Source organism: Pseudomonas fluorescens group sp., from assembly GCF_020093335.1.
Classification (GTDB): domain Bacteria; phylum Pseudomonadota; class Gammaproteobacteria; order Pseudomonadales; family Pseudomonadaceae; genus Aquipseudomonas; species Aquipseudomonas petroselini.
Genome location: NZ_JAIOKW010000004.1, coordinates 178826 through 193818, shown reverse-complemented (window position 1 = coordinate 193818; position 14993 = coordinate 178826). Strand labels below are relative to the sequence as shown.

Below are 14993 nucleotides of genomic sequence, written 5' to 3'. Positions count from 1 at the left end.
AGCGCCAGCCCGGTCCAACGGGAGCAAGCGCCTCGCCACAGACGTTAGAGTAACCCCTGATCCGCGCACACCTTCACCACCTGCTCACGAAACCAGGTATTGGCACTGTCCTGTTCACTGGTTTCATTCCACTGCATCTCCAGCGTGAACCCCGGCAAGCCGTTGGGCACTTCGCAATGGCCGAACACCGTCGCCGGCGCCAGCAGTTTTTGCACGCGGCGCGGCAGGGTGACGATGAAGTCGGTGCCGGTGATCATCTTCAGCGCCGCGCCGTAGCTGTTGGCGCGGGCGATCACTTGGCGCTTGCGCGCCTGGCGCGCCAGCCAGCCGTCGATCATGTTGGTGTCGGAGGTCCACGGCGTGGGGAATACATGGCGCCGCTCGACGAAGGATTGCAGGCTGAAGGCCGCTTCCCGCGGTGCCGAGCGCTTATCGAAGACGCACACCAGATCGTCCTCCAGCAACATCTGGGTGCGGAAGTCTTTATGGGCACGGTGGAAGTTGGGGCCGAAGCAGATCACCAAGTCCAGGCGGCCCTCACGCAGGTCATCGGCGGGGATGTCGGTTTCCAGTTTCTGCACATTGACGATCACCGGCAGGTCGGCGTGATCGAAGTGTTTCAACAGGCGCGGCAGGATCAACTGTTCGAAGTATTCCGGCGCGCAGACATTGAACGTCACGGCTTTCTGGGTCGGGTCGAAGGCCTGGCCACCGGCGTGGCACAGGTTGATGCTTTCGAGGATCTTCTGCACATGGCCGTACATGGTGGTGGCCTTGTACGTCGGCCGCATGCCCGCCCGGGTGTTGATAAACAGTTCGTCTTCAAAACTGGTGCGCAGCTTCTTCAGGCTGTAGCTCACAGTGGACTGGCTGACAAACAGCGTTTCGGACACCTCGGTAACGCTGCTCTGGTCGTAGACGGCGATAAACACCATCAAGTCCTGCATATCGAGTTTTCTGAGCAAGTTACTGTTTAACATCGGTTTCGTCCGTAAACCCGTTGTACCGAACTCAGTACAAGACAGCGCAAAAGCTTAACGGAACGGACGTGCCAATAGAAAGCGCTGTAGGGCGTTTCTATGTTTTCTGTGGGACAAATACTGTTTGCAACACGACCTCAGCGGATATGGTGCGCGTAATGCTTGGGGTTAAAACGCACGACGATCAGCAGCATCACCACGATCACTGCCGTCAGCGACCACCAGGCCCATTCGAAGCTGCCCAGCTGGTCGCGGATCATCCCGGCGATCAGCGGCGACAGCCCGGCAATCAGGTAGCCAATACCTTGCACAAACGCGGTGAGGCCACCGGCGCGGCGCGGGTTGTCGAGGTGGTCGAGGGACAGGATCAGGCTCATCGGGAACAGGCCGCCGATGCCCAGGCCCAGCAGGCAAAGCCACAGCAGGCTCAGGTGTTGCGGGCTGAGGATCAAGCCGCAGAAGCCGAGGATGATCAGCACCAGCAGCACGGCCACCACCCCGCGTTTATCCTGGCGGCGGTTGGCGATGGCGGGCGTGACCAAGCCGGACACCACTTCCATGGCCGTCAAAAAGCCCAGCAGCAACCCGGCGTTCTGTTCGCTCCAGCCTTGCTCCACGTAGTACGGCGCCAGCCAGGCGAGTACGCAGGTGTAGGACGCGGTGCCCAGGCCAAAGAAGACTGCCAGCAACCAGGCGCGGCCATTGCCGAAAAACGATTCTTGAGGGCCGGCGCCGGCTTGGGGCAGCGGCGGCAGCGCTGAGCGCTGCGCATACCAGAACACCAGGGCCAGCACGGCGAGCACGGCCCAGATCGCCAGGCCAATGCGCCAACTGCCGGTCTGCACTTGCACGAAGGGTGCAAACGACGCCGCCAGCGCCGCACCGCCCATGATCGCGGTGACGTACAGGCCCATGAACAGCGAGACGTTATCGCTGAACCGCGATTTGATCAGCGCCGGCATCAACGCCTGGATCATCGCAATCCCCACCCCGGCGGCGATGGCGCTGACGATCAACTCCAGCGCCGAGTCGAGGAACAACCGCGACAACGTGGCCACGCCAATCACCAGCAGCGACACCACGATGCTGCGGTGCTCGCCAAAACGCTTGGCCAGGCCCATGCCAAAGAACATCGCCAAGCCCATGGCCATCACCGGCAACATCGTCAGCAAGGCGGCGCTGCTGAAACTCAACGGCACATCGGTGCGAATCGACGACAACAGCGGGCCCACGGCGGCCATCGACGGGCGCAGGTTGAGGGCGACCAGCACGACGCTGATCATCAGCCACAGGGCTGTGGTGGGTTTGGTGTGAACGGTTTCCATGGGACGGCCTTGAGTGAACAAGGGGGCATCAGGCCATGGGCGGGGGAGTGGGGCAAATGAGAAAGTCGCTAGGTCTATCTAAAAATTGCGCTGATCAACATGTGGGAGAGGGCGAGCCCCCGATAGCAGTGGTTCAGTCAGAACATTGTTGACTGACACACCGCCATCGGGGGCAAGCCCCCTCCCACATTTGACCTGCGCCGTCAGTTGGATCTGATCACATGCTTGATCTCCTGAAACGCCGCCAACCCCCACGGCCCTAGCTCGCGGCCGATGCTGCTCTGCTTGTAACCGCCCCACGCCGCTTGCGCAAAGATCACTTGCGGCGCGTTGATCCACACCAGCCCGGCCTGCAAGGCATTCGCCACGCGCTCGGCGGTTTCGTTGTCACGGCTGACCACGCTCGCCACCAAGCCGAAATCGCTGTTGTTGGCCAGTGCGATGGCCTCGTCCTCAGTCGCAAACCGTCGTACACACAGGACCGGGCCGAAGATTTCTTCGTTCCACAATGCGCTGTCCAGCGGCACATCGGTGAACACGGTGGGGCGAATGAAAAAGCCCTTCGGCAGATCCGCCGGGCGCTCACCGCCGCAGAGCAAACGGGCGCCGTCTTCGATGCCGCGCTGGATATGCCCCAGCACCCGCTGATACTGCACGCGGTTGATCAGCGCGCCCATTTCTACTTCATCGGCAAAGGGGTCGGCCACGCGAATGCTTTCAGCGCGTGCCTGAACACGCTGCAGGAATTCATCCGCCAGGCTGTCAGCCACCAGCACGCGACTGGTGGCTGAACACATCTGCCCAGCGTTGAAAAATCCACCGCCACAGGCCAGTTCCACCGCCAGGTCCAAGTCGGCATCCGCCAGCACCAACAATGAAGATTTGCCGCCCAATTCCAGGCTCACGCCCTTGATGGTTTCGGCCGCGCGTTGCATCACCTGCACACCGACGGCGTTACTGCCGGTAAAGGAGATCTTCGCCACTCGACGGTCTGCCGCCAACGGCGCGCCGACGTCCAGGCCGGTGCCACACACCAGGTTGAACACCCCGGCCGGCACGCCTGCCTCGGCGATAATCCGCGCCAACTGCAACTCCGCCAACGGTGTGACTTCCGATGGCTTGAGCACCACGCAGCAACCGGCCGCCAGGGCCGGGGCGAGTTTCCAGGCGGTGGTCACCATGGGGAAATTCCACGGCACGATCAGCCCCACCACGCCGCACGGTTCGCGACGCAGGCGTGCGCTGAAGTCAGCGCTGGGCAGCGCCACCGGGCGGTCCTGGCCGGCGTCCAGGTCGTCGGCCACCGTGGCGTAATACTCGAAGGTGGCGATCACGTCGTCCACATCGATCGCGGCTTCAAATAGCGGCTTGCCGTTGTTGCTCGACTGCAGGTGCATCAACTGTTCGCGCTGCTCGCCCACGCCCTGGGCGATCCTGCGCAGCAGGGCGGCGCGATCGCGGCCGGTGCTTTTCGACCAGTCGGCGAGGGCTGCGCTGGCGGCGTCGACCGCCAGGCTCACGGTGCCCGCATTGCCGACGCTGACCTGGGCCAGGATGGCCTCGGTGGCCGGGTTGATCACCTCCAGCACGGCCTCTCCGGCACGCCACTCACCGTTGATATACACACCGTTCACGACCGGGCTCATTGCGCCACCTCCCGCATCCACTGGCCTTGGTCGATTTCAATCAGTGTCGGTCCCTGGCGATCAGCGGCGTTGCGCAATGCCGTGCGCAGCTGCTCGATGCCCTGGATGCTTTCGGCCGCACAGCCCAGTGCCTTGGCCACACCGATAAAGTCCGGCGTGTAGATGTCCACGCCGACCGGCTCGATGGCACGGTTGAGCATGTATTTCTTGATCTCTTCATAGCCGTGGTTATTCCACAGCAGCACGATGATCGGCGTGCGTGCTTCCACGGCGCTGGCCAGTTCCGGCAGGGTGAATTGCAGGCCGCCGTCGCCGATCAGGCACACCACCGGTTGCCCATCGCCACGCCCCAGCCAGGCGCCGATGGCGGCGGGCAGGGCGTAGCCCAAGGTGCCGTAGCCGGTGGACGAGTTGAACCAGCGGCGCGGGTGGTCGAGGTTCAGGGTCAGGTTGCCGCTGTACACCGGTTGGGTCGAGTCGCCGACCAGCACGGCGTTGGGCAGTGTGTCCAACACAGTGTCGAGGAACAGGGTTTGCGCACGGGTGGCGGCGTCCCAGGCAGGGTCCAGTTCGGCCCACAAGCGTGCGACACGTTCAGCGCCCCAGGCACTGTTGCGTGGCGGCAATGGTTGGCTGCTCAGCGCGTTCACCAACGCCTCGGCGGCGATCTGTGCGTCGGCCACCAGCGCCACCTGTGGCGGGTAGTTGCGCACGGTCTGGTCCGGGTCGATGTCGATGCGCAGCAAGGCTCCGGGAATCTCGAAACCGCCGGCGAAGGTGACGTCGTAGTCGGTCTCCGCCAGCTCGGTGCCGATGGCCAACACCACGTCTGCTTCGGCCACCAACGCACGGGTGGCGACCAGGGTCTGGGTCGAGCCGATCAGCAGCGGGTGGCGTGCGGGCAGCAGGCCTTTGGCGTTGATGGTCAGGGCCACCGGCGCGCCGAGCGCCTCGGCCAATTGCGTCAGTGCCGGGGCCGCGTCGATGGCGCCGCCACCTGCCAGAATCAAGGGCCGCTTGGCCGCCGCGAGCAACTGGCTCATCTGCTTGACCGCCGACGGCGCCGCACCGGCACGGGCCACGCTGACGGGCTCACTGCCGAGCAGTGCGTCGGCATTTTCCACCAACACATCCAGCGGGATTTCGATATGCACCGGTCGTGGTCGCCCGGCCTGGAATAACGCAAAGGCCCGCGCCAACACGCCGGGTAATTCCGCCGCCGACATCAAGGTGTGGGAGAACGCCGCCACGCCGGCCATCATCGCGCCCTGGTTCGGCAGCTCGTGCAACTTACCGCGCCCGCCGCCTAATTGGCTGCGTGACTGCACGCTGGAAATCACCAGCATCGGGATCGAGTCGGCATAGGCCTGGCCCATGGCGGTGGTGATATTGGTCATGCCGGGGCCGGTGATGATGAAGCACACGCCGGGCTTGCCACGGGTGCGCGCATAACCGTCGGCCATGAAACCGGCGCCCTGTTCGTGGCGCGGGGTGACGTGACGGATGCTGGAACGGGCCAGGCCGCGGTACAACTCCACGGTGTGCACGCCGGGGATGCCAAACACCTGGTCCACGCCGTAGCCTTCCAGGAGGTTGACCAATACTTCGCCGCAGGTCGCCATAGAGGTCGCTCTTGTTATGGATTCGAGGCGCTATTGGAGCGGCTGGCCGGTAGCGACAACAATCGATAAAAAGTCATACTAGCCATGTCCTCACGTCATGGCTCCGCCCGTTATGAAACGCCTCCCGCCACTGCCTGCGCTGCACACCTTCTGGGTCACGGCCCAGTGCTGCAATTTCACCCGCGCCGCCGAGCAATTGCACATCACCCAAGGCGCGGTGAGCCGGCAGATTGCCGGGTTGGAAAGCCATTTGGGCTACGCGCTGTTCCAACGCCAGGCGCGGGGCTTGAGCCTGACCGAAGAGGGTCGCGAATGGTCACTGCGTGCCCACCAGGTATTCGGCCTGATCAGCGAGGCAGTGGAGCAGATCGGCAGTCGCCGCCAGACCCTGCAACTCAAGGCCTCCACCTGTGTGATGCGCTGGCTGCTGCCGCGCCTGATGCAATGGCAGCGGGAGCGCCCCGACGTGCCGGTGGAACTCACCACCACCGTGGCCTACACCGTGGACTTTCGCCGTGAGCAATTCGACGCGGCGGTGATCTATGCGCCCATCGCCGAGCAGTCGGCCGAGGCCCGGCACCTGTTCGATGAGCAACTCACCCCGGTCTGCGCGCCGGCGTTGCTCGGTGGCTTGCACACGCCGGCCGACCTGCAGCAACAGGTACTGCTGCACCCCACGCGCGATGAGCGGGATTGGGCGTTGTGGCTGAAGGCGGCGAATACGCGGCTGAACAATTTGAGCCAGGGGCATCATTTTGAAACGCTGGATCTGGCGATGACGGTGGCGTCCCAAGGTTCGGGCGTGGCGATTGGCGACAGTGCGTTGATTGGCGAGGATTTGAAAGCGGGGCGGTTGGCGACGCCGTTTGAATTGAGGGTACCGACGGGGATGGGGTATTACCTGGTGTATCCACCGGACACCAAACCATCGGCGGGGCTCGAAGCCTTAATGGTTTGGTTAGTGAGCCAAGCAGAACAACCGTAGCGCTGAAGATCAACTGTGTTGTGTCAGTAGCCGACGGTGAAGCGTTCGGTGCGAGTGCTTGGGCGATTCAACGTTTCCAGCGACTTGAAAATCCCAATGTGGGAGGGGGCTTACCCCCGATGGCGGTGGTTCAGTCAACGATATTCCAACTGACCCACCGCTATCGGGAGCAAGCCCCCTCCCACAGTTTTAACTGTGTTGTGTCAGTAGCCGATGGTGAAGCGTTCTGTGCGAGTGCTTGGGCGATTCAACGTTTCCAGCGACTTGAAGATCCCAATGTGGGAGGGGGCTTGCCCCCGATGGCGGTGGTTCAGTCAACGATATTCCAACTGACCCACCGCCATCGGGAGCAAGCCCCCTCCCACAGTTTTAACCGCGCTGTGTCAGTAGCCTACGGTGAAGCGTTGGCGGGAGTGTTTTGGCGATTCCACTTCGTCGATCAGGGCAATGGCATAGTCGGCAAAGCTGATCCAACTGCGGCCTTCAGTGCTGACCAGCAGATCATCCTGGCCTACACGGAATGTGCCGGTGCGTTCGGTTTCAACGAACTCCGCCGACGGCGACAGGAAGGTCCAATCCAGCTCTTTTTCCTGACGCAGTGCTTCGAGAAATGCTGCGCCGGCACTGGCTTCGGCCTTGTACTCTGCCGGGAAACCCTCGCTGTCGATCACTCGCCCGCCACCCGGCAGCAGCAGTGAACCGGCACCGCCCACTACCAGCAGACGTTTCACCCCGGCTTTTTTCACCGGCGCGATCACGGCGCTGGCGGGTAGGGTGGCGAAGTGCGCTGCGCTGATCACCACGTCGCTGCCGGTGATGGCCTGTTGCAGCGCATCTGCATCCAGTGCGTCCACTTGCTTGACGGTGACACCCGGGCGCGCCGCCAGTTTGTCGGTGTTACGCGCAATCGCCACAACGCTATGCCCACGACGCAGCGCTTCTTCCAGCAGTTGGCTACCGGCACGGCCGGTGGCCCCAATGATTGCAATCTTGCTCATGACGTTCTCCAGTACGTTAGGGTTTAACACCATTCACCACTTCATTTCGCCCTTGGCGACTTTAGCGCTCAACTCCAGCGAGCTTTCGTCGGCGAGGGTGGGGTAACGCTTTTTCATGGCCGCGATCAGGGCGGCGGAGTTCTTGGCCTTGGTGGTCTCGGCGTCAAAGGCCTTGATGTAGTCGGCGGTAAAGGCCACGGATTTCAGAGACGGTGTGCCCAGGTAATGGCCTGGGATCACGGTGCGCGGCTTCAGGTCTTCGATGCGTTGCAGGGTGGTCAGCCAGTCTTTGTGGGATTGCGCACTCTGGGTGTCGGCCATCCACACGTGAATGTTTTCGGCGACCACTACGCCACCGACCACGGCCTTGATCGACGGGATCCACACAAAACTGCGGTCCGGCTGCGGGCCGTCGAGGCCGATTACGTCCAGTTGCTGGCCTTCGAGGTTCAGGCTGTGGCCTTCGAGTACCTGCGGCACGAGGGTTCGGGCGGGTTTATCGGCGCCCATTTTCGGGCCCCAGAACGCAAGCTTGCCGTCCACGGTCGCCTTGATGTGGTCGACCACCGGTTGCGGGGCCAGCACCTTGGCGTCGGGGAAGGCGGCGGTGAGGGTATCGAGGCCGAAGTAGTAGTCCGGGTCGCCATGGCTGATGTAGATGGTGGTCAGGTGTTTGCCGCTGGCGCGGATCTTCTGGACCAACTGTTCGGCCTGGCCCTTGCCAAATTGGGCGTCCACCAGGATCGCGTCCTTGGCGCCGCTGACCAGCACCGAGCTCACCGGAAAGATCGCGGCCTCGCCTGGGTTGTACACCTCCAGAGTCAGGTCGGCTGCCGCCGCATGGGCGGCGAAGGCCAGGGCGGCGGTCGTCAGGGTCAAGCGCTTGAAAGTTGAGAACATCGGTCAGCTCCAGCATCGGTAAGGGATGCACAGAGCTTAGTTGCACAAAACCAGACTAAAAATGCGATGCTGGGACATAGTTTGTTTCTGAAATCGGGCAGATCATGGATCGTCTTCAAGCAATGCGCGTGTTTGTCACGGTGGTGGACCTGGGCAGCCAGTCCGCCGCTGCCGATCATCTGGACCTGTCGCGCCCGGTGGTGTCGCGCTACCTGGCCGAGCTGGAAGATTGGGTCGGCGCACGCCTGCTGCACCGCACCACACGCAAGCTCAGCCTCACGGCGGCCGGCGGTGAAACCCTGCCACGTTGTCGGCAATTACTGGAATTGTGTTGCGATATGCAGGCCGCCGTCAGCGAGCCGGATGACGCGCCCCGTGGCCTGCTGCGCCTGAGTGTCAGCACCTCATTCGGCCAGGCGCAATTGGCCGAGGCCATCGCCGAGTACGTCAAGCGCTACCCGCTGGTGACCGTCGACCTGCAAATGCTCGATCGCACGGTGAACCTGGTGGATGAACGCATCGACCTGGCCATCCGCACCAGCAACGACCTGGACCCCAACCTCATTGCGCGGCGCCTGACCGTGTGCCGCTCCGTGGTGTGCGCCTCACCGGCCTATCTGCGGGCGCATCCGGCCCCTCGGAAAGTCGAGGAACTGGCCGCGCACAACTGCCTGACCCATTCCTATTTCGGCAAAAGCCTGTGGCATTTCGAAGAGGGTGGCGAGCACGTCTCGGTGCCCATCAACGGCAACATCACCTCCAACGAAGCCAGCACCTTGTTGCGAGTGACGCTGGCCGGGGCCGGGGTGTCGATGCTGCCCACTTACCAGGCCGGTGATTACATCCGCCGTGGCGAACTGGTGCGCCTGCTGCCCGAGGCTGAGCCTCGGCAGATGAACATCTACGCGGTCTACGCCTCGCGCAAGCACATGCCGTCGGCACTGCGCAGCCTGTTGGATTTCCTGGTGCTGAGGTTCCCTGAAGAGCCGGCGTGGGATGTCGGTCTCTAGGCCGACATAAACGTGTTGAATGTCGCCCGATAATGGCAACTTGGCCTGGTTGACCTATGCTTTAGACAGCACCGTGTAGATCCGCTCAGAGGTCTGTGCCATGAGCATTAAAACCAGAAAGTACCTGATGATTTTCAGCCTGTGCGCCATTGCCAGCGCACTGTACGGGACTGCCGCCTACCGCGTGGAGCAGACCCGTATGCAGCCCACCTTTGCGATCAGCTGCCATCAGGATCAATGCGTTCCCCATACTGGCAGTTTCAGCGCGTTGCGCTAAAAATGGCCCACAGGGGATGCAAAGGTGGCAGCCCGCGCCCACCGTTAGCGCTGCGGTGTTTCGGCCTTGAGTTGTTCGCGAAACGCCTTGGGCGAGAACCCGACGCGTCGGCGGAACAGCCGAGAGAAGTTGGTCGGGTCGGAAAACCCCAATACCTCTGACATTTCATTGATGGTCATGCTGGTGTAGGTCAGCAGGCGCTTGGCTTCCAGCAATTGGCGGTCGTGCATGATCTGCAGCGCCGGCTGCCCACCCAATTCCCGACACGTGCCGTTCAGGTGTGAGACCGAGATGCCCAGTTTGTGGGCCAGGTCTTCGATCTTCGGGTGTTCGCGGTAATGCTGCTCGACCAATTGCGTGAACTTGCGAAAATACTCGCGCCCCCGTGGCGCCCGTGGGTGGCGACGCTGGAGGGCTTGGCGGCTGATCCACACCAGCAGCACGCTGACCAGCGCATGCATCATCATGTCCCGCGCCGGTTGTTCGTCGGCGTATTCATCCTGCAAACGGGCGAACTGGCTGTTCAGGTAATCACTGTCCTTGCCCGCCGGGTAGTTGCCCAGCGCCTGTAAACCGTCGACCGTGGTGCCCAACTGAGTTTGCAAATGGCTGACCAGCGGCGCCGCGAGCGTCACCACGTAACCTTCGACATCCTCGGAAAAACGAAACCCGTGCACACACAGCGGCGGCAATACCTGCAATGTCGCTTCGTTCAACGTGGAGCGCTGACCTTCGATCTCCAATTCTGCCTGGCCTTTGTGCACATACAGCAACTGGCACAGATCCGCGTGCCGGTGGGGCTGGATTTCCCACTGGTATTCCCGACTGCGCCGGGAAATGGTTTCACAGTGCAACAAATCGGGCGTCGGCCATTGCTGGTTTTCCCCGTAAAGCTTGAAGACCGGAATCGCGGTTTTGGTCATGGTTTCAATCCGATACCCAGGAGAGTGGTGCGGTAATCGCCCCGATTGGCAAAAAGCGCAGGCTTTGGCTCAGTTTTCACCTTCTTATGCTGGCCACTCAAGTGAAAAATGTCAGCTACAAGACCACTGACAATTCTTTCACCCTATCCGTTCGGGTGAAGCATGCGGGCGATAAAAATAATGAAAACGCTGAAAACCCAAGTCGCCATTATCGGCGCCGGTCCCTCGGGACTGTTGCTAGGCCAGCTGTTGCACAATGCCGGTATCGAGACCCTTATCCTAGAGCGCCAGAGCGCCGATTACGTGCAAGGCCGCATCCGAGCCGGCGTATTGGAGCAAGGCATGGTCGACCTGCTGAGGCAGGCGGGCGTCAGCCAGCGTATGGATAGCGAAGGCTTGGTGCATGATGGCTTCGAGTTGGCGCTCAATGGCCAGCTTACCCATATCGACCTCAAGGCACTGACCGGCGGTCAGTCGGTGATGGTCTACGGCCAGACCGAAGTCACCCGCGACCTGATGGCCGCCCGCGCCGACGCTGGCGCGATCACCCTCTACGAAGCCCGTGACGTGCAGCCCCATGGCCTCAAAAGTGATCGACCCTGGCTGACGTTTGAGCATCAGGGCGAAGCCTTTCGCCTGGAGTGCGACTACATCGCCGGGTGCGATGGTTTCCATGGTGTGGCGCGTCAATCGATCCCGGCGGAGTCCCTCAAGGTCTTCGAGCGGGTCTACCCCTTCGGCTGGCTGGGCATCCTTGCCGATACACCGCCGGTGCACGCTGAACTGGTGTACGCCAAGCACCCGCGTGGTTTTGCCTTGTGCAGCATGCGTTCGCCGACCCGCAGCCGCTATTACCTGCAGGTGCCGGTGGACGAACCGATCGATGAATGGCCCGACGCGCGCTTCTGGGATGAACTCAAAACCCGCCTGCCCAACCACCTCGCCGAGGACTTGGTCACCGGCCCGTCGATCGAGAAAAGCATCGCGCCGCTGCGCAGTTTCGTCGTGGAACCGATGCAGTACGGGCGCCTGTTCCTGCTGGGGGACGCCGCGCATATCGTGCCGCCCACCGGCGCCAAGGGCTTGAACCTGGCGGCCAGCGATGTGAGCACGCTGTATCGGATTTTGCTCAAGGTCTACGGCGAAGGGCGGGTGGACTTGCTGGAGCGCTATTCCGCCATCTGCCTGCGGCGGGTGTGGAAAGCCGAGCGGTTTTCCTGGTGGATGACCTCGATGCTGCACCAGTTTCCCGAGGCGGACGGCTTTAGCCAGCGCATCGCCGAGAGTGAGCTTGAATACTTCATCCACTCCGAGGCGGGGCGCAAAACCATCGCAGAAAATTACGTTGGACTTCCTTACGAAGCTATCGAATAGCCTGCTATCGTATCGAGCATTCCCGCGGGCCGCCTTTTCCCGCGGGCCTTGCTCGAAGGTCCTGCCGTGACGCACCTCAATCAGCCCGCTCCGCCGCTGCCCGCCGTACGCAGCATCCTCGCCTCACTGATGATGGCGATCTTCCTGGGGGCCCTGGACCAGACCATTGTCGCCGTGTCCATGCCCGCCATCTCCGCGCAGTTCCACGACGTCAACCTGCTGGCCTGGGTCATCTCCGGCTACATGGTGGCGATGACCGTAGCGGTGCCGATCTACGGCAAGCTCGGTGACCTCTACGGGCGCCGGCCGATGATGCTGATCGGCATGGGCCTGTTCACCCTGGCCTCGCTGTTCTGCGGCATGGCGCAAAGCATGGAGCAACTGGTGCTGGCGCGGATCCTCCAGGGTATCGGCGCCGGCGGCATGATCTCGGTGAGCCAGGCGATCATCGGCGACATCATCCCGCCCCGCGAACGCGGGCGCTACCAGGGCTATTTCAGCAGCATGTACGCGGTGGCCAGCGTCGCCGGGCCGGTGCTCGGCGGCTACATGACCGAGTACCTGTCATGGCGCTGGGTGTTCCTGATCAACCTACCCTTGGGCGCAGGCGCCTGGTACGTGGCCCATCGCACCCTGGTGGGGCTGCCGGTGCCGCAACGCAAGCCGATCATCGATTACCTCGGCACTGTGCTGATGATTATCGGCCTGACCGCCTTGCTGCTGGGCATCACCGAAATCGGCCAGGGCCACCCTTGGCGTGACGACGAAGTGCTGGGGCTGTTGCTGGCTGCCTTGGTGGCATTGACGTTATTCGTGTGGCACGAGCGCCGCGCACGCGAGCCGTTGCTGCCGATGCATCTGTTCGCCAACCGCAGCGCGGTGTTGTGCTGGTGCACGATCTTTTTCACCAGTTTCCAGGCGATTTCCCTGACGGTGCTGATGCCGCTGCGCTATCAGACGGTGACCGGCTCCGGGGCCGACAGCGCGGCCCTGCACCTGCTGCCGCTGGCCATGGGCTTGCCGATGGGCGCCTATTTTGCCGGGCGCATGACCTCCGTGACCGGACGCTATAAACCGATGATCCTCAGCGGCGCATTGCTGAGCCCCTTCGCCATCCTCGGCATGGCCCTGAGCGCGCCCCAGGCGGTGGGGCTGACGGCGATGTTCATGCTGCTGTGCGGCATCGCTGCCGGCATGCAATTCCCCACCTCGCTGGTAGGCACGCAAAACTCGGTGGACCAGCGCGACATCGGCGTCGCCACCAGCACCACCAACCTATTCCGCTCCCTGGGCGGGGCCGTGGGGGTAGCGTGCATGTCGGCACTGCTACTGGCGCTGCTGCAAGATTCCAGCTTCGCCCACCTGGCCACCGGCGCAGTGGTGGCGGAAGGCAGTTCCGGCAACGTACTGCTCGACGGCCTCAACGCCGCCCCCGGCCCCGCGCAGGACGCCCTGCGCGGCGAGTTGGCAGTGACATTCCGGCATTTGCTGATGGTCAGTGCAGCGGTGTCACTGCTGGGGCTAGCGGCGGCAATCGCAATGCCGAACCGAGTGCTGCGCGGCCGTGAGGACAAGGCAAAATAAACCGCAGTGACGCCGAGTTATCTACACAAGCGTGTAGCACTCAACCGTAACCACGATGCGAAGCGAGCCGCTCTTGATCTTGATCTTGATCCCGCTTTTGATCTCAGGCGCCCCGTCAAACACGCTGGCCGTAATCCGACAGGGATTTGGGGGGTAAACCGGCAGGGATGCCGGTTTAGCCGCCCCGCGCCATGGATGGCGCGTGGCGGCGGCCCCCCAAATACCTGTCGGATTACGGGCACACCGAGCGTGAGCGAGGTGCCGAGTGTTGGGGCAAGAGCCTTTTGGTTACTTTTGGGCTCCTTTCAAAAGTGACCCGCTGTAAGAGCGGAACCAACAGTGGCCGTTACCTAAATAACGGATATGTACTCAGTCTGATCCAACATCCAGGTCGGCTGTCAGGCCGCCTTCGCGAGCAAGCCCACACATTTGGATCGCAGGGCAACAGTCAGATTGCGGTCGGCCGTTAGGCCCCAGTGCGAGCCCCCCCACAGGACATCGTATTTCAAAGCCCCATCAAGGGCTGTAGTACCCGACCGCCACCATAAAATGCCCAGCCTTGCGCACATACGCATGCTTATTCTCAACCCTGTCAGTCACCGGGTTCTTCCAACGGTACTTGTATTCCCCCTGATCCTGCTCCGCCATCATCCTGAGAATCGGCTCCCCCACCGGCTTGCCATCCGGATCCTTGATCTTGCTGAAGTCAGTATTCACCAGCCGCAGATTAGTGCCATGAGCCACATAGCGCTGGGTATTCAGGTCGACCACAAACACATAGAGATCATCCTGCAAGAACCCCCCCTGCAATGAGTTAATGGCCTTGAGCGTACCGCTTTCATCCTTGAGCAACGCGTTCACCGCCTTGTTGCGCAAGGCCCTGGCCTGTTCCGGCGTGGCCCGAGGCAAGTAATAACCCACCGCCAGGATGCGTTCGCCCACACGCTGATAAAACACGTGTTTATGCTCGACCTTGCCATCGTTCCAATTCTGCCAGCGGTAATCGGCCTGCTGGATGCCCTGGCCTTCCGGACGCTTGAGCGCGTCCTTGAACGACTCACGCAAATCCGGGCCGAGCACTTCAGACACATCGCGGCCGATCAAGGCAGAGGAGGGCCCACCACTGGCCAGCAACACGCCCTGGGTGTCGACCACGAACACATAGCGGTCGTGGTCGACGAATTCGCCCTGCCGGCTGAAGGCGGCAAACGCCTTGTCGCCGTTGCTCTTGTAGTAAGCCAAGGCTTTTTCCAGCAATGCCTTGGCCGCCTGCGCGTCCTCGTCCTGAGTCGTCGCGGCGTGCACCTGGCTGAAACACAACAGCAGCAGCCAGGTGAGTCGGAGCAATCCCTTCATGGCCCATCCCTCG

General features: G+C 62.3%; 13 protein-coding genes. 5 read left to right on the top strand and 8 right to left on the bottom strand.

The window, feature by feature from the left end; all coding sequences use genetic code 11:
- Positions 1 to 44: 44 nt before the first annotated feature.
- The 4 genes from K7431_RS06920 to K7431_RS06905 form a co-directional block, all read right to left on the bottom strand.
- The gene (locus K7431_RS06920; protein WP_012722793.1) at positions 45 to 980 is read right to left on the bottom strand and encodes a LysR family transcriptional regulator; all 936 of its coding nucleotides are present in this window, start codon (positions 978 to 980) and stop codon (positions 45 to 47) included.
- A 137-nt stretch (positions 981 to 1117) separates the two neighbouring features.
- Positions 1118 to 2305, bottom strand: a complete 1188-nt coding sequence (locus K7431_RS06915) for a cyanate transporter (RefSeq protein WP_043204950.1) — start codon at positions 2303 to 2305, stop codon at positions 1118 to 1120.
- Between the two features lie 203 nt (positions 2306 to 2508).
- Positions 2509 to 3951 (bottom strand): aldehyde dehydrogenase family protein, encoded by a 1443-nt coding sequence (locus K7431_RS06910; RefSeq protein WP_012722795.1) that lies wholly within the window; start codon positions 3949 to 3951, stop codon positions 2509 to 2511.
- A complete protein-coding gene (locus K7431_RS06905; protein WP_012722796.1) occupies positions 3948 to 5573 on the bottom strand; it encodes a 5-guanidino-2-oxopentanoate decarboxylase in 1626 nt (541 codons plus the stop codon). The genes K7431_RS06910 and K7431_RS06905 overlap by 4 nt, the downstream gene beginning before the upstream one ends.
- A gap of 112 nt (positions 5574 to 5685) precedes the next feature.
- Here K7431_RS06905 and K7431_RS06900 point away from each other — a divergent pair, with 112 nt between their 5' ends.
- Positions 5686 to 6558 carry a LysR substrate-binding domain-containing protein gene (locus K7431_RS06900; RefSeq protein ID WP_012722797.1) on the top strand — a complete coding sequence of 291 codons (873 nt, stop codon included), beginning with the start codon at positions 5686 to 5688 and terminating at the stop codon, positions 6556 to 6558.
- Positions 6559 to 6941: 383 nt separating this feature from the next.
- Here K7431_RS06900 and K7431_RS06895 read toward each other — a convergent pair whose 3' ends face one another.
- Both K7431_RS06895 and K7431_RS06890 read right to left on the bottom strand, forming a co-directional pair.
- Complete coding sequence (locus tag K7431_RS06895) at positions 6942 to 7556, bottom strand: NAD(P)-dependent oxidoreductase (RefSeq protein WP_012722798.1); 615 nt, start codon at positions 7554 to 7556, stop codon at positions 6942 to 6944.
- Positions 7557 to 7589: 33 nt separating this feature from the next.
- Positions 7590 to 8456 carry an MBL fold metallo-hydrolase gene (locus K7431_RS06890; protein ID WP_012722799.1) on the bottom strand — a complete coding sequence of 289 codons (867 nt, stop codon included), beginning with the start codon at positions 8454 to 8456 and terminating at the stop codon, positions 7590 to 7592.
- A 104-nt stretch (positions 8457 to 8560) separates the two neighbouring features.
- Here K7431_RS06890 and K7431_RS06885 point away from each other — a divergent pair, with 104 nt between their 5' ends.
- A complete protein-coding gene (locus K7431_RS06885) occupies positions 8561 to 9466 on the top strand; it encodes a LysR family transcriptional regulator (RefSeq protein WP_012722800.1) in 906 nt (301 codons plus the stop codon).
- Between the two features lie 100 nt (positions 9467 to 9566).
- Positions 9567 to 9743, top strand: coding sequence for a hypothetical protein (locus K7431_RS06880; RefSeq protein ID WP_012722801.1), 177 nt, complete (start codon positions 9567 to 9569; stop codon positions 9741 to 9743).
- Between the two features lie 44 nt (positions 9744 to 9787).
- Here the strand turns inward: K7431_RS06880 and K7431_RS06875 are convergent, their stop codons facing one another.
- Positions 9788 to 10666, bottom strand: a complete 879-nt coding sequence (locus K7431_RS06875; RefSeq protein ID WP_012722802.1) for a helix-turn-helix domain-containing protein — start codon at positions 10664 to 10666, stop codon at positions 9788 to 9790.
- Between the two features lie 189 nt (positions 10667 to 10855).
- Here K7431_RS06875 and pobA point away from each other — a divergent pair, with 189 nt between their 5' ends.
- Positions 10856 to 12040, top strand: a complete 1185-nt coding sequence (pobA, locus tag K7431_RS06870; protein WP_173390399.1) for a 4-hydroxybenzoate 3-monooxygenase — start codon at positions 10856 to 10858, stop codon at positions 12038 to 12040.
- 66 nt (positions 12041 to 12106) lie between these two features.
- Positions 12107 to 13624, top strand: coding sequence for an MDR family MFS transporter (locus K7431_RS06865; RefSeq protein WP_052308698.1), 1518 nt, complete (start codon positions 12107 to 12109; stop codon positions 13622 to 13624).
- A 516-nt stretch (positions 13625 to 14140) separates the two neighbouring features.
- Here K7431_RS06865 and K7431_RS06860 read toward each other — a convergent pair.
- Complete coding sequence (locus K7431_RS06860; protein ID WP_043204951.1) at positions 14141 to 14980, bottom strand: cache domain-containing protein; 840 nt, start codon at positions 14978 to 14980, stop codon at positions 14141 to 14143.
- Between the last annotated feature and the right edge of the window lie 13 nt (positions 14981 to 14993).

Coding starts and splice junctions, on each gene's coding strand:
- K7431_RS06915 (WP_043204950.1), bottom strand. CDS start 2,305: ATGGAAACCGTTCACACCAAACCCACCACAGCCCTGTGGCTGATGATC.
- K7431_RS06885 (WP_012722800.1), top strand. CDS start 8,561: ATGGATCGTCTTCAAGCAATGCGCGTGTTTGTCACGGTGGTGGACCTG.
- K7431_RS06890 (WP_012722799.1), bottom strand. CDS start 8,456: ATGTTCTCAACTTTCAAGCGCTTGACCCTGACGACCGCCGCCCTGGCC.
- K7431_RS06895 (WP_012722798.1), bottom strand. CDS start 7,556: ATGAGCAAGATTGCAATCATTGGGGCCACCGGCCGTGCCGGTAGCCAA.
- K7431_RS06880 (WP_012722801.1), top strand. CDS start 9,567: ATGAGCATTAAAACCAGAAAGTACCTGATGATTTTCAGCCTGTGCGCC.
- K7431_RS06875 (WP_012722802.1), bottom strand. CDS start 10,666: ATGACCAAAACCGCGATTCCGGTCTTCAAGCTTTACGGGGAAAACCAG.
- K7431_RS06860 (WP_043204951.1), bottom strand. CDS start 14,980: ATGAAGGGATTGCTCCGACTCACCTGGCTGCTGCTGTTGTGTTTCAGC.
- K7431_RS06920 (WP_012722793.1), bottom strand. CDS start 980: ATGTTAAACAGTAACTTGCTCAGAAAACTCGATATGCAGGACTTGATG.
- K7431_RS06910 (WP_012722795.1), bottom strand. CDS start 3,951: ATGAGCCCGGTCGTGAACGGTGTGTATATCAACGGTGAGTGGCGTGCC.
- K7431_RS06900 (WP_012722797.1), top strand. CDS start 5,686: ATGAAACGCCTCCCGCCACTGCCTGCGCTGCACACCTTCTGGGTCACG.
- K7431_RS06905 (WP_012722796.1), bottom strand. CDS start 5,573: ATGGCGACCTGCGGCGAAGTATTGGTCAACCTCCTGGAAGGCTACGGC.